The 26,095-nt window shown below is 71.8% G+C and carries 23 protein-coding genes; 9 read left to right on the top strand and 14 right to left on the bottom strand.

What is annotated here, in order from left to right:
- Window positions 1–324: 324 nt before the first annotated feature.
- Complete coding sequence (locus K7G59_RS31130; protein WP_225840036.1) at window positions 325–3,009, top strand: AAA family ATPase; 2,685 nt, start codon at window positions 325–327, stop codon at window positions 3,007–3,009.
- Between the two features lie 86 nt (window positions 3,010–3,095).
- Here the strand turns inward: K7G59_RS31130 and K7G59_RS31125 are convergent, their stop codons facing one another.
- The 3 genes from K7G59_RS31125 to K7G59_RS31115 all read right to left on the bottom strand — a co-directional run bounded on the left by K7G59_RS31125 (window position 3,096) and on the right by K7G59_RS31115 (window position 6,122).
- Window positions 3,096–3,887 carry an SDR family NAD(P)-dependent oxidoreductase gene (locus K7G59_RS31125; protein WP_225840035.1) on the bottom strand — a complete coding sequence of 264 codons (792 nt, stop codon included), beginning with the start codon at window positions 3,885–3,887 and terminating at the stop codon, window positions 3,096–3,098.
- Window positions 3,888–3,963: 76 nt separating this feature from the next.
- The gene (locus K7G59_RS31120) at window positions 3,964–4,881 is read right to left on the bottom strand and encodes a DUF3048 domain-containing protein (protein WP_225840057.1); all 918 of its coding nucleotides are present in this window, start codon (window positions 4,879–4,881) and stop codon (window positions 3,964–3,966) included.
- A 170-nt stretch (window positions 4,882–5,051) separates the two neighbouring features.
- On the bottom strand, window positions 5,052–6,122 hold the full coding sequence (locus tag K7G59_RS31115) for an ATP-dependent DNA ligase (RefSeq protein WP_225840034.1): 1,071 nt from the start codon (window positions 6,120–6,122) through the stop codon (window positions 5,052–5,054).
- 112 nt (window positions 6,123–6,234) lie between these two features.
- Here K7G59_RS31115 and ligD (K7G59_RS31110) point away from each other — a divergent pair, with 112 nt between their 5' ends.
- Complete coding sequence (gene ligD / locus K7G59_RS31110; protein ID WP_225840033.1) at window positions 6,235–7,254, top strand: non-homologous end-joining DNA ligase; 1,020 nt, start codon at window positions 6,235–6,237, stop codon at window positions 7,252–7,254.
- 168 nt (window positions 7,255–7,422) lie between these two features.
- Here ligD (K7G59_RS31110) and K7G59_RS31105 read toward each other — a convergent pair whose 3' ends face one another.
- The 4 genes from K7G59_RS31105 to K7G59_RS31090 all read right to left on the bottom strand — a co-directional run bounded on the left by K7G59_RS31105 (window position 7,423) and on the right by K7G59_RS31090 (window position 10,621).
- Window positions 7,423–7,593: a hydrophobic protein gene (locus K7G59_RS31105; RefSeq protein ID WP_225840032.1), complete on the bottom strand. Its 171-nt coding sequence runs from the start codon at window positions 7,591–7,593 to the stop codon at window positions 7,423–7,425.
- Between the two features lie 92 nt (window positions 7,594–7,685).
- On the bottom strand, window positions 7,686–8,789 hold the full coding sequence (locus tag K7G59_RS31100) for a hypothetical protein (RefSeq protein ID WP_225840031.1): 1,104 nt from the start codon (window positions 8,787–8,789) through the stop codon (window positions 7,686–7,688).
- A gap of 152 nt (window positions 8,790–8,941) precedes the next feature.
- Complete coding sequence (gene ligD, locus K7G59_RS31095; RefSeq protein ID WP_225840030.1) at window positions 8,942–9,880, bottom strand: non-homologous end-joining DNA ligase; 939 nt, start codon at window positions 9,878–9,880, stop codon at window positions 8,942–8,944.
- A gap of 531 nt (window positions 9,881–10,411) precedes the next feature.
- A complete protein-coding gene (locus K7G59_RS31090) occupies window positions 10,412–10,621 on the bottom strand; it encodes a hypothetical protein (protein WP_225840029.1) in 210 nt (69 codons plus the stop codon).
- 355 nt (window positions 10,622–10,976) lie between these two features.
- On the opposite strand from K7G59_RS31090, the gene K7G59_RS31085 reads away from it, so the two are divergent.
- A complete protein-coding gene (locus K7G59_RS31085; protein WP_225840028.1) occupies window positions 10,977–11,222 on the top strand; it encodes a WhiB family transcriptional regulator in 246 nt (81 codons plus the stop codon).
- A 182-nt stretch (window positions 11,223–11,404) separates the two neighbouring features.
- On the opposite strand, the gene K7G59_RS31080 is transcribed toward K7G59_RS31085, so the two are convergent.
- The 4 genes from K7G59_RS31080 to K7G59_RS31065 all read right to left on the bottom strand — a co-directional run bounded on the left by K7G59_RS31080 (window position 11,405) and on the right by K7G59_RS31065 (window position 15,860).
- The gene (locus K7G59_RS31080) at window positions 11,405–12,379 is read right to left on the bottom strand and encodes an acyl-ACP desaturase (protein ID WP_225840027.1); all 975 of its coding nucleotides are present in this window, start codon (window positions 12,377–12,379) and stop codon (window positions 11,405–11,407) included.
- A 237-nt stretch (window positions 12,380–12,616) separates the two neighbouring features.
- A complete protein-coding gene (gene ddaH / locus K7G59_RS31075; protein ID WP_225840026.1) occupies window positions 12,617–13,393 on the bottom strand; it encodes a dimethylargininase in 777 nt (258 codons plus the stop codon).
- A gap of 132 nt (window positions 13,394–13,525) precedes the next feature.
- Window positions 13,526–15,169, bottom strand: coding sequence for an ABC-F family ATP-binding cassette domain-containing protein (locus K7G59_RS31070; protein WP_225840025.1), 1,644 nt, complete (start codon window positions 15,167–15,169; stop codon window positions 13,526–13,528).
- Between the two features lie 274 nt (window positions 15,170–15,443).
- Window positions 15,444–15,860, bottom strand: coding sequence for an SsgA family sporulation/cell division regulator (locus K7G59_RS31065; RefSeq protein WP_225840024.1), 417 nt, complete (start codon window positions 15,858–15,860; stop codon window positions 15,444–15,446).
- 220 nt (window positions 15,861–16,080) lie between these two features.
- On the opposite strand from K7G59_RS31065, the gene K7G59_RS31060 reads away from it, so the two are divergent.
- Entirely contained in the window at window positions 16,081–16,419 is a 339-nt protein-coding gene (locus tag K7G59_RS31060; RefSeq protein ID WP_225840023.1) for a plasmid stabilization protein, read from the top strand.
- A 10-nt stretch (window positions 16,420–16,429) separates the two neighbouring features.
- Here K7G59_RS31060 and K7G59_RS31055 read toward each other — a convergent pair whose 3' ends face one another.
- Entirely contained in the window at window positions 16,430–16,726 is a 297-nt protein-coding gene (locus K7G59_RS31055; protein WP_225840022.1) for a YciI family protein, read from the bottom strand.
- Between the two features lie 60 nt (window positions 16,727–16,786).
- Between K7G59_RS31055 and K7G59_RS31050 the strand changes: the two genes are divergently transcribed.
- Window positions 16,787–17,482, top strand: coding sequence for an endonuclease V (locus K7G59_RS31050; RefSeq protein ID WP_225840021.1), 696 nt, complete (start codon window positions 16,787–16,789; stop codon window positions 17,480–17,482).
- On the opposite strand, the gene K7G59_RS31045 is transcribed toward K7G59_RS31050, so the two are convergent.
- Entirely contained in the window at window positions 17,472–18,650 is a 1,179-nt protein-coding gene (locus K7G59_RS31045; protein WP_225840020.1) for a trans-acting enoyl reductase family protein, read from the bottom strand. The genes K7G59_RS31050 and K7G59_RS31045 overlap by 11 nt on opposite strands.
- Window positions 18,651–18,810: 160 nt before the next feature.
- Here K7G59_RS31045 and K7G59_RS31040 point away from each other — a divergent pair, with 160 nt between their 5' ends.
- The 3 genes from K7G59_RS31040 (at window position 18,811) to K7G59_RS31030 (ending at window position 23,649) form a co-directional block, all read left to right on the top strand.
- Window positions 18,811–19,983, top strand: coding sequence for a CaiB/BaiF CoA-transferase family protein (locus K7G59_RS31040; RefSeq protein WP_225840019.1), 1,173 nt, complete (start codon window positions 18,811–18,813; stop codon window positions 19,981–19,983).
- 220 nt (window positions 19,984–20,203) lie between these two features.
- Window positions 20,204–21,418: an acetyl-CoA C-acetyltransferase gene (locus K7G59_RS31035; protein ID WP_225840018.1), complete on the top strand. Its 1,215-nt coding sequence runs from the start codon at window positions 20,204–20,206 to the stop codon at window positions 21,416–21,418.
- Between the two features lie 47 nt (window positions 21,419–21,465).
- Entirely contained in the window at window positions 21,466–23,649 is a 2,184-nt protein-coding gene (locus tag K7G59_RS31030; RefSeq protein WP_225840017.1) for a 3-hydroxyacyl-CoA dehydrogenase NAD-binding domain-containing protein, read from the top strand.
- On the opposite strand, the gene K7G59_RS31025 is transcribed toward K7G59_RS31030, so the two are convergent.
- Window positions 23,635–24,381, bottom strand: a complete 747-nt coding sequence (locus K7G59_RS31025) for a MerR family transcriptional regulator (protein ID WP_225840016.1) — start codon at window positions 24,379–24,381, stop codon at window positions 23,635–23,637. The genes K7G59_RS31030 and K7G59_RS31025 overlap by 15 nt on opposite strands.
- 211 nt (window positions 24,382–24,592) lie before the next feature.
- Here K7G59_RS31025 and K7G59_RS31020 point away from each other — a divergent pair, with 211 nt between their 5' ends.
- On the top strand, window positions 24,593–26,059 hold the full coding sequence (locus K7G59_RS31020; protein WP_225840015.1) for an amino acid permease: 1,467 nt from the start codon (window positions 24,593–24,595) through the stop codon (window positions 26,057–26,059).
- The last annotated feature ends 36 nt before the right edge of the window (window positions 26,060–26,095 follow it).

Genomic DNA, 26,095 nt, shown 5'->3' with positions numbered 1-26,095 from the left:
ACACCCGCCGTGCAGCCCTCCCCGCCCCGCCTTCGGGCCGGTCTCCCGAGCCTCCACGACCTCGGGATCACCATGATCACCGTGGCCGTGGCCGTGGCCGACTGCCGTGCCGGTCACCGCCGTCGTCCCCACGGTCCCCGCGGCCACCGGCAACCGCGCTGTTCCCCGGCGTCGCTGACGGTCCGTCGCCTCCCGCAGCCTCTTTCACCCGGCGGGGCAACAGCTGCACGGACCGGCCACCGCACACCCCACCGGAGGACTACGCTCGTCCTCTGTACGTCATTCGGGTGTACGTCAGTTCGGGCGACCTGGGGAGGAGACGGGATGACGGAGGGACGGCCACCGGCGGACACCTCGGCTTCCCTGTGGGAGCGGGACGCGGAGATCGCAGCCGTCTCGCAGGCGCTCGACGTCCTGTGCGCCGATCAGTCGTCCGCGGGCAGCCTGCTGCTCGTGCGCGGCGAGGCCGGACTGGGCAAGACGGCGCTGCTGGCCGAAACGCGCCGTATCGCCGAACGCCGTGGCTGCACCGTGTGGTCCGCGCGTGGCGGCGAGACCCTGAGATCCGTCCCGTTCAACGTCGTACGGCAGCTGCTCCAGCCCGCGCTGGTCCCCTTACTGCCCGACGAGGCCCGCGCATACCTGGGCGACTGGTACGACATCGCCGGCCCCGCGCTCGGCATAGCCGACCCCGGCGGGCGCAGCGCCGACCCCCAGTACGTGTGCGACGGCCTCGTCGCCGCCGTACACAGCCTCGCCCGGCGGCGGTGGCCGCTGGTGCTGCTCGTCGACGACGCCCACTGGGCCGACCAGGAGACGCTGCACTGGCTCGCCGCGTTCGTCGAACATCTCGACGACATCTCCGTGCTGGTCGTGGTCGCCCGCAGGCCCGGTGAGGTGAGCGGCGACAGCGCCCGCCACCTCGACACGGTGGCCGCCGCGGCGGGCGTGAGCAACCTCAGCGCCCTCACTCCGGCCGCCACCGCCGGACTCACCCGCACCACCCTCGGCCGGCACGCCGACGACCCCTTCTGCCGCGAGGTGTGGGCCGTCACCGGCGGCAACCCGTACGACACCGTGGAACTGCTCGCGAAGGTGCGGGACAGCGAACTGCAGCCGGTCGAGGCACAGGCCGGGGAACTGCGTGCCCTGAACCGGTCCGCGCGCGGCGGAGGGCTCGTCGACCGCCTCAAGGGCCTCGGCCTGGAAGCCACCCAGTTCGCCTGGGCGGCTGCGATCCTCGGTACCGGGATCAGCGTCGACATGGTCGCACGGCTCGCCGGGCTGAGCCCCGAAGCGGCCCAGGACTGCGCGGAACTGCTCGGCACCGCCCGCATCCTCACCGCACCCGAACCCACCGGCCACAGGGGTGTCGAACCACGCCCGGACGAGCTGGAGTTCGTGCACCCGCTCATCGCGACCGCCGTCTACAACTCCATCCCGCCCGCCATGCGTACCGCGATGCACGGCGTCGCCGCGCAGATCGTCACCGAGACGGGGCGCGGCGCGGCCGAGGCCTCCCGGCATCTGCTCAAGATCCACCCGGACGACGACGAGGAACTCGTCGAGCAGCTGCGCGAGGCCGCCCGCGAACACCTGGCCGTCGGCGCGCCCGACGCGGCCCGCCGCTGCCTGGAGCGCGCCCTCAAGGAGCCGCCCCGCCCCGAGGTCCACGCCCACGTCCTGTACGAACTGGGCTGCGCCACCCTGCTGACCGCGCCCGCCGTCACCATCGACCACCTGCAGTTCGCGCTCGGCATGCCCGGACTCGACGGCGACCGGCGCGTCGACGCCGTGATCCGGCTCTCCCAGGCGCTGCTCCACAACGACCAGCTGGAGGAGGCCGTGCGCACCGTCGAGGCGGAGGCCGCGCGGCACGAACCCGGACCCGTGCGGATGCGGTTGCAGGCCGTGCAGTTCATGTGGGAGGGCATCCACGGCGAGATCGCCTCCCCGGCCCGCTCCCAGCGCCTCGCCGAACTCGCCGGCACCTGCACCGGCCGCGACAACTCCGAACGCGCCCTGCTGATCCTGCGCGGCTTCGACGCGATGACGCACGGCGAGAGCGCCCAGGAAGTCCTCGAACTGTGCGACCGTGCCCTCGTCAACGGCCGTCTCGCACCCGGCCTCGGCTGGACCGACCGGGAATGGGGCATCGAGCTGCTGATGATGCTCGGCACTTCGTACGCCTACGCGGACCGGCTCGACCGCGCCGAGAGCCTCTTCGCCGAGGCTCTGCGTGCCTACACCAGCGCCGGCTGGCACGGTGGCCACCTCTCCCTGGCCAACGCCTTCCTCGGCCTCGCCTACCGCAGACAGGGCCGGCTCCGTGACGCCGAGTCCACCCTGCGCGAGGCACTGAGACTGGCCGAACGCGTCGGCCGCGGGCTGCCGTTGTACTGGGCGGCCATCTGCGGACTGGTCGACACCCTGCTCGCCCGCGGCCATGTCGACGAGGCCTGGTCCACCGCCGAACGGTACGGCTTCGCCCCGCCCTACCCGTCCACCATCATGCTGCCCGACATCCGCACCGTCCGCGGCCGGCTCCTGCTCGCCGCCGGCCACACCGAGGACGGCATCAACGAACTGGAGGCCGCCGAGAAGACCGCCGCCTCCCGTGGCGGCCACAACCCGGTCCTCGCCCCCTGGTCCATCGACCTCGCCAAGGCCCTCGCCACCCAGGACCCGGACCGAGCGGCCCGACTCGCCGCCGAAGCCCGTCGCCAAGCCGAACGGTTCGGCACCGACACCGCCATCGGCGAGGCCCTGCGCTGCGCCGCCGCCCTGGAGACGGGCCGGCGTGCGGTGAGCCTCGCCGCCCAGGCAGTCGCCTATCTGGAGGCCTCACCCTGCCAGTACGAGCACGCGGCGGCCCGCGTCGAGTACGGCATCGCCGCCCGCTCGGTCGCCGAACTCAACCGGGGCCTGGTACTAGCGCGTTCCTGCGGGGCGGACGGCCTGGTGGCACAGGCGAGACAGGTGCTGGAGACAGGGCGGGGGCTGCGGTAGACAGTCGCCGGCATGCGGGACGGTCCTCGGTATGCGGTGGGCAGGCGACGGACCACGGTCGACGGCAGATGGTGGCCGTCGGCACCTCATGCGGTGAGCAGCTGCTCGGTGACGGCCGCCAGCCGCTCGCGCACCTCCGGGTCGTACGCCGCCTCGTGCGCCCGCGCCGGGCGGTTTCCGTCGAAGTAGCCGCCGGTGCCCAGGTCACGGGTTGCCAGTGCCAGGACGCCGGGTGCCCCGTCGGCGACCGAATTCCACGGGGCGATGCCGCTCTCGCGGACCATGACCGTGTCCATGTAGGTGGCCGGGTGCAGCACGTTCACCGAGACCCCGGTGCCGGCCAGCTCCTCGGCCAGGGTGAACGTGTGCGTGGCGAGGGCGAGCTTGCTGCGGCAGTAGGCCGACACGCCGCTGTAGTCGCGGGTGAGTTCCGGGTCGGCGAAATCGAGGGGCTCCTGGCCGGCCGAGCCGACGTTGACGATGCGGGCAGGCGGGTTGGCGCGCAGGACCGGCAGCAGGGAGCGGGTGAGGGCGACGGGCGCGAGGTAGTTCACGGCGAGCCGCAACTCGTGCCCGTCGGCGCTCACTTCGCGCCCGGTACCGGGGGCGCCCCCACCGATCCCCGCGTTGTTGATCAGAACGTCCAGCTCGGGATGTGCCTCGGCGACCCGGGCGCCCAGCTCACGGACCTCGGCCAGCCGGGCCAGGTCGGCGACGAACCCCTCCGCCCGGCCCTCGGTGCGCAGCTCGGCGACCAACCGCTCCGTGCGTGCCCGGTCTCGGCCGTGGGCGAGGACGAGATGGCCGCGGCGGACGAGTTCGAAGGCGACGTAGCGGCCGAGCCCGGAGGGCGCGCCGGTGATCAGAACAGTGGACATGCCGTCAGCGTAGGCACGGCCGGCGGTCGGTGTGGAGGTGCTGCTGAAGCTACCACCGACAGGGTCACCCTCGTTCTCACGGCGCCCCGGTGAACACCACCCACACCTGGCCGGCGGCGAAGTCGAGCGGGCCGCCGCCGGCGGTGGCGAACGTCGTGCCCCGCGTGGCGTCCGGCCGCGACCAGGTGGCGTCGAAGGACCGCCCGTCGCGCAGCACCTCGGCCTTCCCGGAGCCGACCGTCTGCGTGTACGGACTGTTGTTGCCGAGTGCGTCGTGGTACGCCGAGGTGCGGACCTTCACGTACTGCACGACCACCGTCGCGGGCGCCACGCGCTTCCCGGCGCTCGTCACCGAGGGTGTGCCGTCCGTCGAGACCAGCCAGCGGGCCCGCTCGGCCGACCAGGTGAAGGTGAAACGCGCCGACGGGTAGCGCACGGTGCGCGAGGCCGTGGGTGTGCCGCCCGACGGGGGCGGGCCGTAGCGGAACCCGGTGGTCAGCGCGGCCCTCCCCGGGGCGGCGGACAGCAGCCGGGCGGGCCGCAGACAGAGGTTGTGCGGTGCGGGCCTGTCGCTGCCCCGGAAGTACGCCTCCGGCGCGTGGGCGGGGGACCCCGCGATGAGCGGCGCCCTGTCGATCAACGGCAGCAGCTTGCGCTGGGCGCCGGAGAAGGCGAGTACCGGACGGTCGAACTGACGCAGCAGCTCCAGGTCGGACTCGCGAGCGCTGCGCACCGGCCCGACGACCACCGGGAGCTTCGTGGCGTACACCGCCATCAGACGGCTCAGGCCGCCCTCGACCTGCTCCGCGTAGACCACGTCCGCCGCGTCGAGCCCGGTCTGCGGGCGTGCCGCGGGCACGTTGTCGATCTTCACGGCCAGTACCGAGCCCGCCCCGGCCTGCCCGCCCGGCCCCGTTGTTGCCGTGGGGCGCGGGGTGCGGCCGTCGCCGCCCGGGCCGTGGCGTGCGCAGCCCGCTGTGAGGGAGGCCGCCATCACGGTGGCGAGCGCCAGCGTCGTCAGCGCTGCGCGTCGCAGGCGCCCGCCGTGTCCCCTGCCTGCTGTGCGGTCTGCGATGCCCACCGCCTGTCGCCCCTGTCCTTGCGTCGATGGTGCGTTCATCGGTCACCACCGGCCATGCCCCCGACGTGCGCCGGCGGCGGGGCTCATCCCCTGGAGCCCAAGACCTCCGCGAGGTCGTACCGCACCGGCTCCTCCAGTTGCGCGTACGTGCAGCTCTCCGGGGTACGGTCAGGGCGCCAGCGGCGGAACCGGGCCGTGTGCCGGAAGCGCTGACCGTTCTCCAAGTGGTCGTACGCCACCTCGGCGACCCGTTCCGGCCGCAGCGGCACCCAGGACAGGTCCTTCCTGCCCGACCAGCGGCTCGGCGCGCCGGGCAGCCGGGCCGACTCGTGCGCGGTCGCGTCCGACCAGGCCGCCCAGGGATGCCCGGCCACGTCGTCCATGCGCAGCGGCTCCAGCTCCTCGACCAGTTCGGCGCGCTTCTTCATGGAGAACGCGGCCGACACCCCCACATGCTGCAGCGCGCCCCGGTCGTCGTACAGGCCGAGCAGCAGCGATCCCACCACCGGGCCGCTCTTGTGGAAGCGGTAGCCGGCGACGACGACATCGGCCGTCCGCTCGTGCTTGACCTTGAACATGGCCCGCTCGTCCTGGCGGTAGTGCAGGTCGAGCGGCTTGGCGACGATCCCGTCGAGGCCCGCGCCCTCGTACTGCTCGAACCACCGCTCGGCCACCGCCAGGTCGGTCGTCGCGGGCGCCAGATGGACCGGGGCCGTCGTCTCGGCAAGCGCCCGGTCCAGCAGGGCCCGCCGGTCGGTGAGCGGCACGTCCAGCAGCGACTCGTCGTCCAGCGCCAGCAGGTCGAAGGCGACGAAGGAGGCGGGGGTCCGTTCGGCGAGCGTCCGCACCCTGGAGTCCGCCGGGTGGATCCGTTCGGTCAGCGCGTCGAAGTCCAGCCGCCCCTCGCGTGCGATCACGATCTCCCCGTCCAGCACGCACCGCCGCGGCACCCGCTCCCTGAGCGCCGCCACCAGCTCGGGAAAGTACCTGGTCAGCGGCTTTCCCGTACGGCTGCCCAACTCGACCTCGGTGCTGTCGCGGAACACGATCGAGCGGAACCCGTCCCACTTCGCCTCGTAGTGCATACCGGGCGGGATCTTCGCCACCGGCTTGGCGAGCATCGGCTTCACAGGTGGCATCACTGGGAGATCCATGCGTCCGATTCTGCTCGCATACGATGCTAGTCGCCCATTTTGGGCTATATGTACCTGCTTGATATGAATGTTCCGGTATGCGAAGTGTGCGCGGTGCACCTACCGTGGCCGCATGGGTGATGCGGTGGAACTCGACGTGGCCGGGCGGACCGTACGGCTGTCCAGCCCGGACAAGGTCTTCTTCCCGGAACGCGGGTTCACCAAGCTGGACCTCGCCCGGTACTACGCCGCCGTCGGCCCCGGCATCCTGCGCGCCCTGCGCAACCGGCCCACCACCCTCCAGCGCTATCCGGATGGCGTCGACGGCGAGTGGTTCTACCAGAAGCGCGCCCCCAAGGGCATGCCCGACTGGATCCCGACCGCGCACATCACCTTCCCCAGCGGGCGCAGCGCCGACGAGATGTGCCCCACCGAGCAGGCCGCCGTGGTGTGGGCCGCGCAGTACGGCACGCTCACCTTCCACCCCTGGCCGGTCCGCGCCACGGACGTCGACCACCCCGACGAACTGCGCCTCGACCTCGACCCGCAGCCCGGCACCGACTACGCCGACGCCGTCCGTGCCGCCTTCGAACTCCGGTCGGTCCTGCACGAGTTCGGCGGGCTGCGCGGCTGGCCCAAGACCTCCGGCGGGCGCGGCCTGCACGTCTTCGTGCCCATCGAGCCCCGCTGGACCTTCACCCAGGTACGTCGCGCCGCCATCGCCGTCGGCCGGGAACTGGAACGCCGGATGCCCGACCAGGTGACCGTCAAGTGGTGGAAGGAGGAACGGGGGCGCCGTGTATTCCTGGACTACAATCAGGCGGCGCGAGACCGCACCGTCGCCTCGGCCTACTCCGTACGGCCCTACCCGCACGCCCCCGTCTCCGCACCCCTGCGCTGGGAAGAGGTCCCCGACTCCCGGCCCCGCGACTTCGACCTCACCACCATGGCCGCCCGCTTCGCCGAACTCGGCGACATCCACGCCGACATGGACGACCACGCCTACTCCCTCGACGCCCTGCTGGAACTGGCCCGCCGCGACGAACACGACCACGGCCTGGCCGATCTGCCGTACCCGCCGGAGTACCCGAAGATGCCGGGCGAACCGAAACGCGTCGAGCCGAGCCGGGCCCGCCGCGAGCCGACGAGCTGAGAGCGGCGTCGTCGAGAAGAAGGCCGTCTGATGGCCCGCCTCCTGCTGCGCGGCGCTGCGGGCCGCGGCCAGCCACGGCGTACCAACGGCGACACCGGCGGACACGGCGTCCGCCGGTGTGATCCTGCCGACCACGCTGATACGACGCGCGTCCGCCTGGTGGCGACGTCACCACCTGTACCAGCGGTACCTGCCTCCTCCCGCGGTGGTCCCGCGCACCAGGAATCCCAGTAGCCACACCACCAGAACCACCAGGGCGATCCACCAGAGCGCCTTCAGCGCGAAACCGGCGCCGAACAGAAGCAGTGCAAGAAGCAGTACCAGAAGGATGGGGACCATGATGTGAACCTCCTGGACCCCGGGTATCCCGAAATCGGTGGATCAGACACGCCCCGTGCACCAAGGTCGCCGTGCAGCCCGGACACGGGTGGTCACACCGGGGGTTCGGGTTCGGCGTAGCGGAGCAGTACGCCCACGCCCTCGTACAGACTCATCTGCTGCTCGGGCACGAGGACGAGTTCCGCCCGGGTGCCGACCAGGGAACGCGTGAGCACCGCGTCGGCACGTTCCTCGCGGACGTCCTGGATGCCGTAGGAACGCAGTTCCTGTTCGGTGAGGGCGAGTTGGCTGGGTTCGGGGCCGGCCCACAGACGCAGCGGCGACTCGGGGTGGTTGTTGAGGAAGAGGGCTTTGACCTGGCCGCGCTGCAGGGCCGACACGGCTGCGGCCAGGCCCTCGGCCGAGGCTCCGTCGTGTGCGCGCTGGGCGAGGAAGGCGGCCAGCAGGGACTGGTCGTGCGCGGCCATGCGCCCCCTGAAGAGATCTTCGAGCCGGTGCTCCAGCAGTGCCCGGCGCGGCTCTGACTCACCGGCGCCCTCCACGGTGGTGACCTGCGCGCGCAGGACGGCGGGAAGCCGGCGGACGAGAATGCCGCGGGCCCACACGTCCCCGGCGACGACGACCGCCTCGGCGTCGACGCGCCGCGCATGGCCCTCCAGCTCCCGGCCTATCACCTCGGCGGCGTTCAGCCAGTCGGCCACCGGGACCTCCTCGTCGAGGCGGTGTCCCGGCGAGACCTTGGTCATGGGCCACACGCCGACCTCGGCCTCGATCCGCACCGTGCCCTGGGCGTCCGTGGAGTGCCGGCCGCTGTAATGGACGTGCGCGGCCACATAGGGGATCCCCGGGCAGTGCTGGACGACCAGCGGCATGGTGTCCGGCAGCGCGCCGAAGTGCGCGCTGTCCCGCGCGGGCGGGACGGGCAGCTCGTCCAGCAGGGCGAGGTGGCCGTGCGCGGTGAACACCGCCTGCCCGTGGGTGCCGGGCACGTCGCTGTCGTGGCCCACGGCCCGCCCCGCCGCGGTGAGGGACTCCGGATCGGCTCCCTCGGCGGACAGGGCATCCCGCAGGCGCCGCCAGCGCAGTTCGATCGCGGCGTCGGGATCCTCGATGAGGCTGTCGCGGGAGGTGTCCAGGTAGACCGATGCGAAGGGGCCGGCCTGCTTGTACAGGGGTTCGAGGAAGGAAAGTCTCATGCTCCGCTCCGCACGTCTGCCGGGGAGACCAGGCGACCACCCGGGTCCGTTTCCACCGTCCGGGTCCCTTTCCATAGTGCGCGTCCGTGCCGAAGGGGTCGAGTCAGCCCCATGGGCACCGCGAAGACCGCCGACACCGACGACACCTCCTGTCACCTTCCGTCGAGATCGTCGAGACGCTGTGCCGCCTTCGCGAGGGAACGCCGGCAGCGGCTCAGCCCCTTCCACGGGTCTGCGTGTTCTTCGAGACGCTCGGGGAGGCTGCGCAGCGTCCACCGCCGCGGGCCGAGCTCCGGGTCGTCGAGTTCGTCCCAGTCCAGCGGGGTGGCGACCGGAGCGTGCGGGCGGGCGCGCACGGCGTACGGGGCGACCGAGGTCTGCGCGTACGCGTTGCGCTGGACGTCCAGGTAGAGACGGCCCCGCCGCTTGTTCTTGCGCGGCTCGGTGGTCAGCCGGTCGCTGTGCCGTGCGGCGAGCACGTCGGCGACGCGCCGGGCGAAGTGCCGCGCGGTGTCGAAGTCCGTGCGCCGGTCGAGCAGGACCAGCAGATGCAGGCCGCGCGACCCGGTTGTCATCACCGCCGGGCGCAGCCCGAGTTCGGTGAGCAGACCGCCGAGCTGGTGGGCGGTCCACCGTACGGTCTCGAAGCCGTCACCGTCGCTCTCGGCGGGGTCGAGGTCGAAGACCAGCCGGTCGGGGCAGTCCAGGCAGGTCGCGGGGCTCAGCCAGGGGTGCGGTGTGATGCACGCCTGGTTGGCGAGGTAGACGAGGGTGGCGGTGTCGTCGCAGACCGCCATGGTGAGGCTGCCGCCCTCCTTGGGCACCCGGACGGTACGGATCCAGTCGGGGAAGTGGTCGGGAACGTCCTTGTGGATGAAGGACTTCCCGCCGTATCCGTCGGGATGGCGTTCCATCACCAGCGGCCGGTCCCTGAGATGGGTCAGCATCGGACGTGCGACGCTCCGGTAGTAGTCGATCAGCTCGGCCTTGGTGATCCCGTCGTCCGGGAACAGCTCCTTGTCGAGGTGGGACACCGGCACCCTGCGGTCGCCGACCCGGATCTCGTCCTGGGGCCTCGCCCTGGTACTCATGGTCCTGCCCTCGCCTTCTGTGTCTTCCCCTCCCGGGTTCCTCGTCGGGCCGTTCTCGACCACCTTCTTCTCGGGTTTGTCGCACGAGTCGTCGTCCCTGGTGGTGACCGGTCGGAAGCGGACAGTGCCCGCCGCACGCGCTCGCACGTGTCACGCCGCCGTGACGACGAAGAGCACCGCGACACCGACGACGATGCGGGTGACGTGGTCGCCGGATACCCGGGGTGCGGACGACGCGGCGGCGGGACGGCGCGGCGTCCCACCGCCCGGCAGACGCCGCCGACGAGGTCCGGGACCGGCGGGGAAAGGGCGGGGCCCCGCGCGGCGGCAGCGGCGAGGAACGCCGCCGGGAGGGTGGAGGCGAGCGCGACCACGCCCTCGGCATGCCGGGCGGGGAACGGCCCGGTGCCAAGCAACGAGCAGTGATGTTGGGGGAGTTGACGACGCCGAAGACCAGGGCGCGGCGGTCGCCAGCAGCCACGCGTTCACCGTCGGTTCCCACGGGGCCAGGACCGTTCCAGTGGCGTCCGGTCACCGGTCGGGCAGTGCACGACGACCGCCTGCCCGGCTCTCGTCGGCCGTCCGGGACGTCGACGTCGTACGTGGAGCGGCGATCGCCGCGGTCGCCGTACGGGCGGTGCGCACGGTGTCGGGGTCCGGTCCGGGCGGCGCGCGGCGCGCGGCGCGCGGCACGCGGCACTGGGGCTCGGCGATGTCCGTCCGGCCCGGCTCCGTGCTCACGGGCCCGGGACGCCTGAGCACGGCCACCCTCCGCCTGCTGCGCGGCCGTCGGCCGGGTCGGCCCTCAAGACCGTGACGCTGCCGTCGGGTACGGCGGCCGTGTGGGCCTGCTCCGTCCGGTCGTCCGCTCCCGGCACTTCGGCCGCCGTGGCGGTGGACTGTGCGTCCATGCTCCGGGTCCCCGGCCGTCACCCAGGGACACCAGTCGTGTTCTGGCTGTTTTCACAGCGGTTCCGCGCGCCGCCGTGCGTACGTGTGTTCCGGGGGTGGATGATCGAGGTGGCCGGAGGCCCTGAACGCCGCCGTTGACCCGGCGTTGATCGAATGTTTTTCGCCGCCCGGCAAGATCCTCGCCATGCACATCGACACCATCATCCCGGCCGACACCACCTGGCAGACCCGGGCCCTGTGCGCGCAGACGGGGGCCGACTTCTTCTTCCCCGAGCCCGGCAGCTCGGTGCGCGAGGCGAAGCGCATCTGCGGCATGTGCGAGATCCGCTCCGCCTGCCTGGAGTACGCGCTGGCCAACGACGAACGCTTCGGCGTGTGGGGCGGCCTGTCCGAGAAGGAACGCCTCGCTCTGCGGCGCGTCTCCAACTGACGCAGCCGCCCGACTGACGCGCGCCCCCGTTGACGCGGTCCTCACGCTGACGCCGGCCTTGCGCTGACGTCCCCCCGTTGACGCCGGCCTTGCGCTGACGCGCGCCCCCGTTGACGAGCACCCCACGGAGGCAAGCCACCTGAAGGCACGCCCCGCTGAGGAGCGCCTCGACCCGAGGTGCGTCAGGCGCCCGCGCGTGCCGCCATCCTGGCCTTGCGGGCGGCCAGCCGCTCGTCGAACTTCGAGGCCTCCGCGTTCAGGCCGCCCATGAACAGACCCAGTTCCTCCTGGGCGTGCCGGCCCTCGGGGCCCAGACCGTCGATGTCCATGACCTTCAGATGGCGCAGCACCGGCTGCAGGACGTCGTCGTGGTGGATGCGCAGGTTGTACACCTCACCGATGGCCATCTGGGCGGCGGCCCGTTCGAAGCCGGGGATGCCGTGGCCCGGCATGCGGAAGTTCACGACGACGTCCCGGACCGCCTGCATGGTCAGGTCGGGGGCGAGTTCGAAGGCGGCCTTCAGCAGGTTGCGGTAGAAGACCATGTGCAGGTTCTCGTCGGTCGCGATACGGGCCAGCATGCGGTCGCAGACCGGGTCGCCGGACTGATGGCCGGTGTTGCGGTGCGAGATCCGGGTCGCCAGTTCCTGGAAGGCGACGTACGCGATCGAGTGGAGCATCGAGTGCCGGTTGTCGGACTCGAAGCCCTCGCTCATGTGCGCCATACGGAACTGTTCGAGCTTGTCCGGGTCGACCGCGCGCGAGGTGAGCAGGTAGTCCCGCATGACGATGCCGTGCCGGCCCTCCTCGGCCGTCCAGCGGTGCACCCAGGTGCCCCAGGCCCCGTCGCGGCCGAAGAGCGTGGCGATCTCGTGGTGGTAGCTCGGCAGGTTGTCCTCGGTGAGCAGGTTGACCACGAGGGCGGTACGGCCGATCTCGGTCACCTTGGACTGGTCCTTGGCCCAGGCCTCCCCGTCCTCGAACTGGCCGGGGAAGTTGCGGCCGTCGCTCCACGGCACGTACTCGTGCGGCATCCAGTCCTTGGCGACCTTCAGGTGCCGGTTCAGCTCCTTCTCGACCACTTCCTCCAGCGCGTACAGCAGGCGCGCGTCCGTCCACACGGACAGGCTGTCGAGATGAGGTGAGGTGATCGTCACGGGGAACTCCAGGGGGACGCCGAACCAGCGGAGAAAGGGGGATGGTCCGGGAAGCGGTGCCGGAAACCTACGTGATCGTAGGCTACGAATCCGTAGGTTACGAACCCGTAGGTTAAGGGTGTCGTAAAGATCGCTGATCAGAAGCCCCGATCAAGGTGCCGAGAGCATGCGGAACAGCCCCGGGACCTGCGGGTTCCGGGGCTGTGAGGGGGACGCTGTCACCCCGGTCGAGGCGTGTCAGGCGTACAGCTCGCGCATGCGCACCGAGAGGCAGGTGACGCAGCCCTCCAGCTTCTCGAACTCGCTGATGTCCACGGTGATCACCTCGTGGCCGAGGTCGGTCAGCAGCTCCGCGGTCATCGGCGCGCTCGCCGCCATCAGCAGCTTGCCGCCGCCGAGCAGCACCACGTGTGCGCCGGACTCCTCCGGCACCGACAGGAACCCCGGGAACAGCGACGGCCGGTCCACCTTCGGGATGTGCCCGATGACCGTCCCGTCGGGCAGCGCGGTCACCGCCGACTTCAGGTGCAGCACCTTGCTCACCGGTACGGCCACCACGCGCGCCCCCAGCGGCTCGAACGCCGCCCGCAGCTGCTGCACGCCCGCCGCGTTCGTGCGCCCGCCCCGGCCGACGTAGACGGTGTCGCCGACCTTCAGCACGTCCCCGCCGTCCAGCGTGCCCGGTTCCCAGATCCAGTTCACCGAGCAGCCGAGGCGGGCCACCGCCTCCTCGACGCCGGCGGTCTCCGCGCGCCGGGACTCGGCACCGGGCCGGGTGATCAGCGCCACGTTCCGGTACATGACGACGGTGTCCTCGACGAACACCGAGTCCGGGCAGTCGTCTTCCGGTTCGACCTCGATCGTCTCCCAGCCGTGCGCGCGCAGCGCCTCGACGTACGCCTCCCACTGCTCGACGGCGAGCCCGGCGTCGACCTCCTCCCGCTCTATGTGCGTCACCAGGCCTTCGGCGAGGCGGGGGCTGGGGCGGCGGACGAGGGCCTTCTTGCTGGGCACGACGGGCCTTTCGAATCGGTGGTGCGGATCCGGCGCCCGTGACGCGGCGCCGGTCCGCCATCATGCAGGGCGCCCCGGCCAGGACAAAACCCCTGGTGCCAGGCTGTGCTCCTCCTGAGACGTCCCGCGCTGTCAGGCGCGGCCCCCGAGGGTCGCCGCTGTGGTCTCCTTCAGTTCTCCTTCCTCCATCAGCAGCCAGCGCGTGATGCCCACCGACTCCAGGAACGGCAGATCGTGGCTGGCCACGATCAGGGCGCCCTCGTACGACTCCAGGGCCGACGTCAGCTGCCGCACGCTCGCGATGTCGAGGTTGTTGGTCGGTTCGTCCAGCAGCAGCAACTGGGGGGCGGGTTCGGCCAGCATCAGCGCGGCCAGGGCGGCGCGGAAGCGCTCGCCGCCGGAGAGGGTGCCCGCCCGCTGGTCGGCGCGGGCGCCCCGGAACAGGAAGCGGGCCAGACGCGCCCGGATCCGGTTGTTGGTGGCCTCCGGCGCGAACCGGGCGACGTTCTCGGCGACGGTCAGCTCGTCGTCCAGCACGTCCAGCCGCTGGGGCAGGAAGCGCAGCGGAACGTGCGCCGTGGCCTCGCCGGCCGTCGGCGGCAGCTGTCCGGCGATCGTCCGCAGCAGTGTCGTCTTGCCGGCGCCGTTGCGGCCGACCAGCGCGATCCGCTCCGGGCCGCGCAGGTCGAACAGGCCGTCGACGCGCGCCCCGTACGCCATCGTGAGGCGCTCCAGGGTGAGCACCTGCCGGCCCGGCGGTACGGCGGTGTACGGCAGGTCGACGCGGATCTCGTCGTCGTCCCGTACGGCCTCCACCGCCTCGTCCAGCCGCTCCCTTGCCTCGGCGAGCCTCTCCTCGTGCATGATGCGGTGCTTGCCGGCCGAGACCTGCGCCTGGCGCTTGCGCTCGCCCATGATGATCTTCGGTTCGCGCTTGTTGTCCCACATCTTCTGTCCGTACCGCTTGCGGCGGGCCAGCTTGACCTGGGCGTCGGCCAGTTCCCGTTTCTGCCTGCGCAGATCCGCCTCGGCGACGCGCACCATCCGCTCGGCCGCCTCCTGCTCGACGGCAAGGGCCTCCTCGTAGGCGGAGAAGTTGCCGCCGAACCAGGCGACCTCGCCGGTGCGCAGCTCGGCGATCTGGTCGACGATGTCGAGCAGTTCACGGTCGTGGCTGACCACGACCAGCACGCCGGGCCAGGAGGCGACGGCCGCGTAGAGCCGGCGGCGCGCGTACAGGTCGAGGTTGTTGGTGGGTTCGTCGAGCAGCAGCACGTCGGGGCGGCGCAGCAGCAGGGCGGCCAGGCGCAGCAGCACCGACTCGCCGCCCGACACCTCGCCGACCGTGCGGTCCAGCCCGATATGGCCCAGGCCGAGTTCCCCCAGGGTGGCCAGGGCGCGTTCCTCGACGTCCCAGTCGTCGCCGAGCGTCTCGAAGTGCTCCTCGGCGGGGTCGCCCGCCTCGATGGCGTGCAGCGCGGCCCGCCGGGCGGCGATGCCGAGTGCCTGGTCGACGCGGAGCGTGGTGTCGAGGGTGACGTTCTGCGGGAGGTGACCGATCTCGCCGGCCGCCTTGACCGTGCCGTCGGCCGGGCTGAGTTGCCCGGCGAGCAGCTTCAACAGCGTTGACTTTCCTGATCCGTTGGCGCCGATGAGCCCGGTCCTGCCGGGTCCGAAGGCGATGTCGAGATCGTCGAAGACGGGAGTGCCGTCGGGCCAGGCGAAGGACAGGGACGTGGCGGTGAGGAAAGCGGATGACGCGGATGACGTAGACATATGGGCCTCGCGGTTGCTGGTGCGGTCCGGACGGGGACATGTCGAGACACCGCGAGGCGGAAACCGAGGGCCGTGAAAGAAGGCCTGTGCCGGAGGACGGCTCGGACGCCGAGGTCGTACGCCACGCACACCTCACGGGTGTGAACGCGGTGTCTCAGGACCTCAGACGAGCAACGTCCTTCTCCAATCGACGGCAACAGGAACGCTTACAACGTAGGAGGGGCCGGAAGGCCTGTCAACGAATTAAAGGCCGGCTCGTATGCCGGCAGTGGACTCAGCAGGAGTCCCGCATCAGCTCGGCCAGACCGTGGTCGAGGTCGAGGTGGAGGTGCTCGAGGCCGACCGGCACCAGTGCGCCGGTGGCCTCCAGGAACCGCCGGATCTCACCCGAGCGCACATGCACGATCGCGGTGCCCTCCGGGGCGTGGAACTCCAGTACCGTGCGGTCGTAGCCGTACGGCCGCACCCGGACGTCCCCGTACCCCTCGGCGTCCTCGAGGCCCGCGGCGAGCAGCTCCCGGGAGAAGGTCCAGCAGACGTCGACACCCTCCAGGGTGGCCGGCGCCGGGAACGTCATGCGAACGGCGAACGGATCACGCCGGTCGTAGTGCAGCGTGGCCGGAATGTTCGGCATGCGCGGTGCGGCGGCGACAAGGCGGGCCTCTACTGGCTGCTCGATGACGGTGGACAACGCCTTGCTCCCTCGTGACGGCTGGACTGCTTCCGGGCGGGTGAGGCCTGGCACAGGATGAGACGACGGAATCGGCCGATCCGTGCACACGGGACGAGTGACCTCGGTCACCGGGTCCATGCATGCCGACGCCCTTGTGGCCGAAAGTCGCATGGCGGGTACTCGTCCGCTGTCGCACAGCGACGCAGCGAAGCAGAGCGACGCAAGGAGGCGAGCGATCATGCCGGCGGGTTCCAGCCCCAAGCGGGAGCGCCAGTACGAACACATCCGCAAGAGCGCGCAGGAGCGGGGCGAGAGCGCCGAACGGGCCAAGGAGATCGCGGCGCGGACGGTCAACAAGGAACGCGCCCGCTCCGGCGAGGCGAAGACCGCGAGCCGCAGCTCCACGCAGGACATGTCCTCCAGCAGGCGCGGCGGCCAGCGGTCCGGCAACCGGGTCGGCTCCCAGGGTCCGACCCGCGACCAGCTGTACAACGAGGCGCGGCAGCGCGGCATCGAGGGCCGTTCGCGCATGAACAAGGACGAGCTGCAGCGCGCGCTGGACGCCAAGAAGGGATGACCGGCGGGGATCAGTCCAGTGTCTGCCGGTGGCTCGCCAGCTCGGGTGCCGTCTTGGTGGCGATGAACTCCGTGACGCGGTACGCGCACACCCCGGCGGCCACGAACGGGTCGCCCGCGATGATCTCCTCGATGCGGTCCCGGTCCTCCGCGACGGCGAGGACGATCCCGCCGTCGCGGGGGTTCTTGCGCCCGGAGGCCAGGAAGAACCCCTTGTCGTACTGCTGGTCCAGCCACACGACATGGTCCGGCAGCACGGCGTCCACGGCCTCGAGCGGCGCGGTGTAGGTCAGCTCCAGTACGAACATGATCGCGAGCCTACCCCCGGGGCCCGTCGGTCCGCCGCGGGCCCGTACAGTCTGGCCACCATGACGACCGTACGCGTACCCGCGGGCTGGCCCGCGACCGAGGAAGAGGCCCGCGCCGTACAGGACGAACTGCGCGGCCGGGTGGTGCTCGACGAGCCCGGACCGCCGCCCCGGACGGGCCGGGTCACGGGCGTGGACGTCGCCTACGACGACGGGCGCGACCTCGTCGCCGCCGCGGCCGTGGTGCTGGACGCGGCGACGCTGGAGGTCGTGGCGCAGGCCACGGCGGTCGGCCGGGTGTCCTTCCCGTACGTGCCCGGACTCCTCGCCTTCCGGGAGATCCCCACCGTCCGGGCCGCCCTGGACGCGCTGCCCTGCCCGCCCGGTCTGGTCGTGTGCGACGGCTACGGCCTCGCCCACCCGCGCCGCTTCGGCCTCGCCAGCCACCTCGGTGTGCTCACCGGCCTGCCCACCATCGGCGTCGCCAAGAACCCGTTCACCTTCACCTACGACGAGCCCGGCCCCGAGCGGGGCAGCTCCGCGCCGCTCCTCGCGGGGGCCGAGGAGGTCGGCCGCGCCCTGCGCACCCGGGACGGCGTCAAGCCGGTCTTCGTCTCCGTCGGCCACCGTGTGAGCCTCGGCAACGCCCTGGCGCACACCCTCGCGCTGACCCCGCGCTACCGGCTGCCGGAGACCACCCGCAGGGCGGACGCCCTGTGCCGGCGGGCGCTTCGGGAGGCGGCCGTCAACGGGTAGCGGCCACCCGGAACGTGATGCCCGCGGCTTGCAGCCGCCGCATCAGCGCGTCGCCCATCGCCTGAGCGGTGGTGACCTGGCCGGCCGTCGGCGGGAGGTCGTCGAGGACCAGGGCGAGGGCCGCCTCGGCGAACATCTTCGCCGTCTCCCCGTAGCCGGGGTCGCCGCCCGCCACCTCCGTGAACACGCGCCGGCCGCCGCCCTCGCCGACGAAACGCACCGTGAACCAGCTCTTCGCCCGCTTCTGCGCGCCCGGTCCGTCGCCCGGCCGGAGCCGGTCCGACAGCCAGCGCCGGGCGGGCGGCACTTGCGCGGCGACCGAGAGCGCGCCGACGGCCGCGACTCCGCCCAGCGCGACGGGCAGGTGCCGGACGGCGGCGTAGTGCCGGTACCGGAAGTCCGGGCCATAGCGGTCGAGGGCCGCCGCCGAGCGGCGCACGACCTGCGGGTCGACGGTCGGCAGCGGCAGCGCCCACGCGCCGATCTCCTTGGCGAACTTCGGCGCGCCCGTCGGCGCCGCCGCCCGGCGTCCGGTCGGGCGTGGCTCGTGCCGGCGGCGGTCGCGTGCGGCGGCGGCCATCTGCCGCCCGCGCGCGAACTGGTGGAGCGCGGAGGCCAGGGTGCCGCCGGAGATGGCGCCGTGGGCGGCGACGTACCCGTCCACGGTCAGTGGCACCCCCTCCGGCAGCTGCTGGACCGTGAAGTACGCGCCCAGGTCGTGCGGGACCGAGTCGAAGCCGCAGGCGTGCAGCAGGCGGGCGCCCGTCTCCCGCGCGCGTGCGTCGTGCCGCACGTACATGAGGTCCACGAACTCCGGCTCGCCGGTCAGGTCGAGGTAGTCGGTGCCGGTGTCCGCGCAGGCGGCGACCAGTTCCTCACCGTAGAGGTTGTACGGCCCCACGGTGGTGGCCACCACGCGTGCGTGCTCGGCGAGGGCGCGCAGGGTGGCCGGTTCGGCGGCATCGGCCCGCAGCACCCCGATGTCACCGCCTCCGGGCAGCCGCTCGCACAGGGCCCGCAGCCTGCCCTCGTCGCGGCCCGCGACCGCCCAGCGCAGGCCCTGGGGGGCGTGCGCGGCGAGGTACTCCGCGGTGAGCGTGCCGACGAAGCCCGTGGCTCCGAAGAGCACGAGGTCGTACGGCCGGTCGGCCGTTCTGAGCCTGTTCATGACACCCCTTGGGCCATGTGGTCCGCGCCGCTGTCGATGGCCGAGGCTAGCGTGATTGGCTAAGCGCTTGCTCGTCGGGGGCTTGTGCCCGGTGAATGGCGTTCCTAGCATCACCGGTGTTACATCAGTTGTGTCACACACGCTTTGGGGGCTGGACGGCATGACCACGGCAAAGACGCCAGGGGCGCCGGGCGCGGCCGGCGACGGCCCGCTCACCGGCGTGCGCGTGGTGGAGCTGGCCGGCATCGGGCCGGGGCCGTTCGCCGCCATGCTGCTGGCCGACCTGGGCGCCGACGTGGTCCGCGTGGACCGCCCGGGCGGCCAGGGCCTGACGATCGACCCCGCGTCCGACGTGACGAACCGCAACAAGCGTTCGGTGGTCGTCGACCTCAAGGCGCCGGACGGTCCCGAGCGCGTGCTGGACCTCGCCGAACGGGCCGACATCCTCATCGAGGGCTACCGCCCCGGCGTGGCCGAGCGCCTCGGCGTCGGCCCCGGCCCCTGCCACGCCCGCAACCCCCGTCTGGTCTACGGCCGGATGACCGGCTGGGGCCAGGAAGGCCCCCTCGCCGACCGCGCCGGGCACGACGTGACCTACATCGCGCTCACCGGAACCCTCGGCATGATCGGCCGCCCGGACGAGCCCCCGGCGGTCCCCCTCAACCTGCTCGGCGACTTCGCGGGCGGCTCCCTGTACCTGGTCGTCGGTGTCCTCGCGGCCCTGCACCACGCGCGCGTGACCGGCACCGGGCAGGTCGTGGACGCGGCCATCGTGGACGGCACCGCGCACCTGTCGGCGATGATCCACGGCATGCTGGCCGCCGGCATCTGGCAGGACCGGCGCGGCGCCAACCTCTTCGACGGCGGCTGCCCGTACTACGGCACCTACGAGACCGCCGACGGCCGGTACATGGCGGTCGGCGCCCTGGAAGGGCAGTTCTACGCGGAGTTCCTGCGCCTGATGGACCTGGACGACCTGGCCCCGGCGCACCGGGACCCGAGCCGCTGGGGCGAGCTGCGCGAGCGCGTCGCCGCCCGGTTCACGTCCCGCACCCGGGACGAGTGGACGGCCGTCTTCGAGGGCTCCGACGCCTGCGTGGCCCCCGTCCTGTCCCTCTCCGAGGCCCCGCACCACCCGCACCTGGCCGCCCGCGGCACCTTCACCGACCACGGCGGACTCACCCAGCCCGCCCCCGCCCCCCGCTTCTCGGCGACCCCGGCGACCATCCGCACCGGCCCGGCCCTGCCCGGCGCCGACACCCGGACGGTGGCGCGGGACTGGGGCATACCGGAACTGGCGCACGACGGCCCCGCCGCCGCGGACACCCACTGATCCGCCCGGCAGGCCGCCGATCCACCCGGACGCCACCGATCCACCCGGACGCCACCGGCCCGCCCGGACGCCCCACCGGTCCGGCCCGGCCACCGCCGATCCGGCCGGACACCCGCAGATCAGGCCGGACACCCACTGATCCGCCCCTGACCCCGAACGACCCGCACCACCGCCCTCGACGACCGAGTCCCGCTCGGCCCACCCTCCCGAAAGGCACACCGTGAGCACCGAAGCGTACGTGTACGACGCGATCCGCACCCCGCGCGGCCGCGGCAAGGCGAACGGCGCCCTGCACGGCACGAAGCCCATCGACCTGGTCGTCGGCCTCATCCACGAGATCCGCAGCCGCTTCCCGGGCCTGGACCCGGCCGCGATCGACGACATCGTGCTCGGCGTCGTCGGCCCGGTCGGTGACCAGGGCTCCGACATCGCCCGGATCGCCGCGATCGCCGCGGGCCTGCCCGACACGGTCGCCGGCGTCCAGGAGAACCGCTTCTGCGCCTCCGGCCTGGAGGCCGTCAACCTGGCTGCCGCCAAGGTCCGTTCGGGCTGGGAGGACCTGGTGCTGGCCGGCGGCGTGGAGTCGATGTCCCGCGTACCGATGGCCTCCGACGGCGGCGCCTGGTTCAACGACCCGATGACGAACCTCGCCGTCAACTTCGTGCCCCAGGGCATCGGAGCCGACCTGATCGCCACCATCGAGGGCTTCACCCGCCGGGACGTGGACGAGTACGCGGCCCTGTCCCAGGAACGCGCCGCGACCGCCTGGAAGGAGGGCCGCTTCGACCGCTCCGTGGTCCCCGTCAAGGACCGCAGCGGCCTGGTCGTCCTCGACCACGACGAGCACCTGCGCCCCGGCACCACGGCCGACTCCCTCGCCAAGCTGAAGCCGTCCTTCGCGGACATCGGCGAACTGGGCGGCTTCGACGCCGTGGCGCTGCAGGAGTACCACTGGGTGGAGAAGATCGACCACGTCCACCACGCGGGCAACTCCTCCGGCATCGTGGACGGCGCCTCGCTGGTCGCGATCGGCTCCAGGGAGGTCGGCGAGCGCTACGGCCTCACCCCGCGCGCGCGGATCGTCTCCGCCGCCGTCTCCGGATCCGAGCCCACCATCATGCTCACCGGTCCCGCCCCCGCCACCCGCAAGGCCCTCGCCAAGGCCGGGCTGACCATCGACGACATCGACCTGGTCGAGATCAACGAGGCGTTCGCCGCCGTCGTGCTGCGCTTCGTCAAGGACATGGGCATCGGCCTGGACAAGGTCAACGTCAACGGCGGCGCCATCGCCCTCGGTCACCCGCTCGGCGCCACCGGTGCGATGATCCTCGGCTCGCTCATCGACGAGCTGGAACGCCAGGACAAGCGCTACGGCCTGGCCACCCTCTGCGTGGGCGGTGGCATGGGCATCGCCACCATCGTCGAGCGCATCTGAACTCCCCGCGGAGCCACGAGACTTTCACCTTCAACGGAGACGAAGACATGACCGAGAGCACCACCATCCGCTGGGAGCAGGACGACACCGGTGTCGTCACCCTCGTCCTGGACGACCCGAACCAGTCCGCGAACACCATGAACCAGGCGTTCCGCGACTCCCTCGCAGCGATCACCGACCGCCTCGAGGCGGAGCAGGACGCGATCCGCGGCATCATCTTCACCTCCGCGAAGAAGACCTTCTTCGCGGGCGGCGACCTGCGCGACCTGATCCGGGTCACCCCCGAGACCGCCCAGGAGCTGTTCGACGGCGGCCTCGCCATCAAGCGCAACCTGCGCCGCATCGAGACCCTCGGCAAGCCGGTCGTCGCCGCGATCAACGGCGCGGCCCTCGGCGGCGGCTTCGAACTGGCCCTCGCCTGCCACCACCGCATCGCCCTCGACACCTCCGGCACCAAGATCGGCTGCCCCGAGGTCACCCTCGGCCTGCTCCCCGGCGGCGGCGGAGTCGTCCGCACCGTACGGCTGCTGGGCATCGCCGACGCCCTGCTGAAGGTGCTCCTGCAGGGCACGCAGTACAACGCCCGGCGAGCCCAGGACAACGGCCTCGTCCACGAGGTCGCCGCCACGCCCGAGGAGATGCTCGCCAAGGCACGTGCCTTCATCGACGCCAACCCCGAGTCGCAGCAGCCCTGGGACAAGCCCGGCTACAAGATCCCCGGCGGCACCCCGGCCAACCCGAAGTTCGCCGCCAACCTGCCCGCCTTCCCGGCCACCCTGCGCAAGCAGACGAACGGCGCCCCCTACCCGGCGCCGCGCAACATCCTCGCCGCCGCCGTCGAGGGCGCCCAGGTCGACTTCGAGACCGCCCAGGTCATCGAGGCCCGCTACTTCGTGGAGCTGGCCGCCGGGCAGACCTCGAAGAACATGATCCAGGCGTTCTTCTTCGACCTCCAGGCCGTCAACTCCGGCGCCAACCGGCCGAAGGGCATCGAGCCCCACCAGGTCCGCAAGGTCGCCGTGCTCGGCGCCGGCATGATGGGCGCGGGCATCGCCTACGCCTGCGCCCGCGCGGGCATCGACGTCGTCCTCAAGGACGTGTCCCTGGAGGCCGCCGTCAAGGGCAGGGGCTACTCCGAGAAGCTGTGCGCCAAGGCCGTCGCCAGGGGCCGCACCACCCAGGAGAAGGCCGATGCGCTGCTCGCCCGCATCACGCCGACCGCCGACGTGGCCGACCTCGCGGGCTGCGACGCGGTGATCGAGGCCGTCTTCGAGGACACCACGCTCAAGCACAAGGTCTTCCAGGAGATCGAGTCCGTCGTCGCTCCCGACGCGCTGCTGTGCTCGAACACCTCCACGCTCCCCATCACCACGCTCGCCGAGGGCGTGGAACGCCAGGCCGCCTTCATCGGGCTGCACTTCTTCTCGCCCGTCGACAAGATGCCCCTGGTCGAGATCATCAAGGGCGAGCGCACCGGCGAGGAGGCCCTCGCGCGCGCCTTCGACCTGGTCCGGCAGATCAACAAGACGCCGATCGTGGTCAACGACTCGCGTGGCTTCTTCACCTCCCGGGTCATCGGCCACTTCATCAACGAGGGCGTCGCCATGGTCGGCGAGGGCGTCGAACCGGCCTCCGTGGAGCAGGCCGCCGCCCAGGCCGGCTACCCGGCGAAGGTCCTCTCCCTCATGGACGAGCTGACCCTCACTCTCCCGCGCAAGATCCGCAGCGAGACGCGGCGGGCCGTGGAAGAGGCGGGCGGCACCTGGACCGCGCACCCGGCGGAGGCGGTCATCGACCGCATGGTCGACGAGTTCGGCCGCACCGGCCGCAGCGGCGGCGCCGGCTTCTACGACTACGCGGCGGACGGCAAGCGGGCCGGGCTGTGGCCGGGGCTGCGCGAGCACTTCACGAAGCCCGGGTACCGGATCCCGTTCCGGGACATGCAGGAGCGGATGCTCTTCGCCGAGGCGCTCGACACCGTCCGCCTCCTCGAAGAGGGCGTCCTGACCTCCGTCGCCGACGCCAACATCGGCTCCGTCCTCGGCATCGGCTTCCCCGGCTGGACCGGCGGTGTGCTGCAGTACATCAACGGCTACGAAGGCGGGCTGCCCGGGTTCGTGGCACGCGCGCGGGAACTCGCCGAGCGCTACGGCGAGCGGTTCACGCCGCCCGCGCTGCTGGTGGAGAAGGCGGAGAACGGGGAGCGGTTCAGCGACTCAGCCCGCTCCTGACCCGGTGAGCAGCTCGCTCAGCTCTTCCCGCAGCGACCGCTGGAACGTGGTCAGCAGCGCCTGCACCACCAAGGGGTGCATGTGCGCCGACAGGGACTTCACGTCCCGGGCGTCACGCTCCGCCACCTCGCCGCGGAAGAGCTGGGCCAGCTCATGAGCAGCGGCGCGCGAGTGCTCGACGAGCACGTTGCGCGCCGCGAGTATCGCCTCCTGCGACAGCGGTGCGCCGAGGAGCTGGACACCGAGGCGCAGCAGCCCGGCGTCGACCCGGACGTCGTCGTCCCCGTCCCCCGGTATCAGGACGTTCATCGCCGCCAGCCGTTCCATGTCCTCGGCGCGCAGCGGCCGTCCCGCCCGGCGCTCCAGTTCCCGCCGCGACACCGTCTCCAGCGCGTCCGGCGCCCAGGACGCGACCACCGCGCGGTGGATGGCCAGGTCGTGCGGGGTGAGGTCCGGTGGCAGCTGCCGCAGGTACCGCTCGATCGCCGCCAGGGTCATGCCCTGCTGCTGCAGCTCCTCGATGAGGGCCAGCCGCGCCACATGCCCGGGCCCGTAGCGGCCCACCCGCCGCGGACCGATCACCGGCGGCGGGAGAAGCCCCTTGCTGCCGTAGAAGCGGACGGTGCGGACGGTGACGCCCGCCCGCGCGGCCAGCTCGTCGATGGTGAGGGTCGGCTCCCCGGCCCGGCTCGTCGCCGCGGTCGTCGCCCCGCTCGTCGCCTCGGTCGTCATGTGCAGCAGTATCGCTGTCTCACCAACGCTGTGAAACCCGCGGGAGCGGTGTGAGAAGTAACGCTCTGTGATCTGTGTCATCGCCCACGAGGCGATCTTCCTGGGAAGCTGCTCGCTCGGTCTGTGCCGCACTCACGAGGACGGTGCGGGCCGAAAACATACGGACACCCGGGCCCACGAGGTCCGGGCGCACCAGGAAAGTGGTACCACCGTGAGCAAGGACGCCCTGGAGACGGCACCAGACGCAGCACCTCCCCAGGCGGCCGCGTCGCCCGCGGACGCGGGCGACGCCGGTTACAGCAAGGACCTCAAGGCCCGCCACATCAACATGATCGCCATCGGCGGCGCGATCGGCACCGGCCTCCTGCTGGGAGCCGGCGGCCGGCTGCACAACGCGGGACCGGCGCTCGCCCTGGCCTACCTGGTCTGCGGCGTCTTCGCCTTCTTCGTCGTCCGGGCCCTCGGTGAGCTGGTCCTGTACCGGCCCTCCTCCGGTTCCTTCGTGTCGTACGCACGCGAGTTCCTGGGGGAGAAGGGCGCCTACGTCGCCGGCTGGATGTACTTCCTGAACTGGTCGACGACCGGTATCGCCGACATCACCGCGATCGCGCTCTACACGCACTACTGGAGCATGTTCACGAGCATCCCCCAGTGGGTGCTCGCGCTGATCGCCCTCGCGGTGGTCCTCGCCGTGAACCTGATCTCGGTGAAGATCTTCGGTGAGCTGGAGTTCTGGTTCGCGATCGTCAAGGTCGCCACGATCGTCGGCTTCATGCTGATCGGCGTCTTCCTGCTCGCCACCCAGCACAAGGTCGGCGGCCACACCCCGGGCCTCAACCTGATCACCGACCATGGCGGCGTCTTCCCGCACGGCTTGATGCCGGTCGTCCTGGTCATGCAGGGCGTGATCTTCGCGTACGCCGCGCTGGAGCTGGTCGGCGTCGCCGCCGGCGAGACCGCCGAGCCGGAGAAGGTCGTCCCGCGCGCGGTGAACTCGATCATGTGGCGCGTGGGCCTGTTCTACGTCGGCTCGGTCGTGCTGCTCGCCCTGCTGCTGCCGGGTTCCGTGTACTCCGCCGACGAGAGCCCGTTCGTGACGGTCCTGTCGAAGATCGGCGTACCGGCGGCCGGTGACGTGATGAACCTGGTCGTGCTGACCGCCGCGATGTCCTCGCTGAACTCCGGTCTGTACTCCACCGGCCGCATCCTGCGCTCGATGGCCATGGCGGGCTCCGCCCCGAAGTTCACCGCCCGCATGAACCGCAGCCAGGTCCCCTACGGCGGCATCCTGCTGACCTGTGCGGTCTGCGTGCTCGGCGTCGGCCTGAACTACCTGATGCCCGGCCAGGCCTTCGAGATCGTGCTGAACATCGCCTCCCTCGGCATCATCAGCACCTGGGTGATCATCATGCTCTGCCACATGATCTTCGTCCGGCGGGCCCGCGCCGGGCTGGCCACCCGGCCGCACTTCCGCCTGAAGGGCAGCCCGGTCACGGAGATCGCCACGATCACCTTCCTGCTGGTCTGCCTCGGCATGATGTGGAACGACCCCGAGGTCGGCCGCAAGACCATCCTGCTGATCCCGGCGATCGCCGCGCTGCTGGTCGCCGGCTGGTTCGGTGTGCGCCGCCGGGTGAACCGCGGCACCGAAGAGGAACTGTCCCAGCTGACGAAGTAGCAGCTCAGCGCCACTGTCAGTGGCATCGCCTACGGT

The organism is Streptomyces sp. NK08204 (genome assembly GCF_020400585.1).
Taxonomy (GTDB): Bacteria; Actinomycetota; Actinomycetes; order Streptomycetales; family Streptomycetaceae; genus Streptomyces.
This window is presented reverse-complemented; position numbering and strand designations above follow the sequence as displayed.

Bases quoted from the DNA above. Each gene is read 5' to 3' on its own strand.
- K7G59_RS31055 (WP_225840022.1), bottom strand. From the start codon at position 16,726: ATGTTCGTACTGGAGCTGACCTACACCGCGCCGCTCGAGGCCGTGGAC.
- K7G59_RS31060 (WP_225840023.1), top strand. From the start codon at position 16,081: ATGCCGGCGGGTTCCAGCCCCAAGCGGGAGCGCCAGTACGAACACATC.
- K7G59_RS31045 (WP_225840020.1), bottom strand. From the start codon at position 18,650: ATGAACAGGCTCAGAACGGCCGACCGGCCGTACGACCTCGTGCTCTTC.
- K7G59_RS31125 (WP_225840035.1), bottom strand. From the start codon at position 3,887: ATGTCCACTGTTCTGATCACCGGCGCGCCCTCCGGGCTCGGCCGCTAC.
- K7G59_RS31115 (WP_225840034.1), bottom strand. From the start codon at position 6,122: ATGGATCTCCCAGTGATGCCACCTGTGAAGCCGATGCTCGCCAAGCCG.
- K7G59_RS31050 (WP_225840021.1), top strand. From the start codon at position 16,787: ATGACGACCGTACGCGTACCCGCGGGCTGGCCCGCGACCGAGGAAGAG.
- K7G59_RS31100 (WP_225840031.1), bottom strand. From the start codon at position 8,789: ATGAGACTTTCCTTCCTCGAACCCCTGTACAAGCAGGCCGGCCCCTTC.
- K7G59_RS31040 (WP_225840019.1), top strand. From the start codon at position 18,811: ATGACCACGGCAAAGACGCCAGGGGCGCCGGGCGCGGCCGGCGACGGC.
- K7G59_RS31030 (WP_225840017.1), top strand. From the start codon at position 21,466: ATGACCGAGAGCACCACCATCCGCTGGGAGCAGGACGACACCGGTGTC.
- K7G59_RS31085 (WP_225840028.1), top strand. From the start codon at position 10,977: ATGCACATCGACACCATCATCCCGGCCGACACCACCTGGCAGACCCGG.
- K7G59_RS31130 (WP_225840036.1), top strand. From the start codon at position 325: ATGACGGAGGGACGGCCACCGGCGGACACCTCGGCTTCCCTGTGGGAG.
- ligD (WP_225840030.1), bottom strand. From the start codon at position 9,880: ATGAGTACCAGGGCGAGGCCCCAGGACGAGATCCGGGTCGGCGACCGC.
- K7G59_RS31070 (WP_225840025.1), bottom strand. From the start codon at position 15,169: ATGTCTACGTCATCCGCGTCATCCGCTTTCCTCACCGCCACGTCCCTG.
- K7G59_RS31120 (WP_225840057.1), bottom strand. From the start codon at position 4,881: ATGGCGGCCTCCCTCACAGCGGGCTGCGCACGCCACGGCCCGGGCGGC.
- K7G59_RS31105 (WP_225840032.1), bottom strand. From the start codon at position 7,593: ATGGTCCCCATCCTTCTGGTACTGCTTCTTGCACTGCTTCTGTTCGGC.
- K7G59_RS31025 (WP_225840016.1), bottom strand. From the start codon at position 24,381: ATGACGACCGAGGCGACGAGCGGGGCGACGACCGCGGCGACGAGCCGG.
- ligD (WP_225840033.1), top strand. From the start codon at position 6,235: ATGGGTGATGCGGTGGAACTCGACGTGGCCGGGCGGACCGTACGGCTG.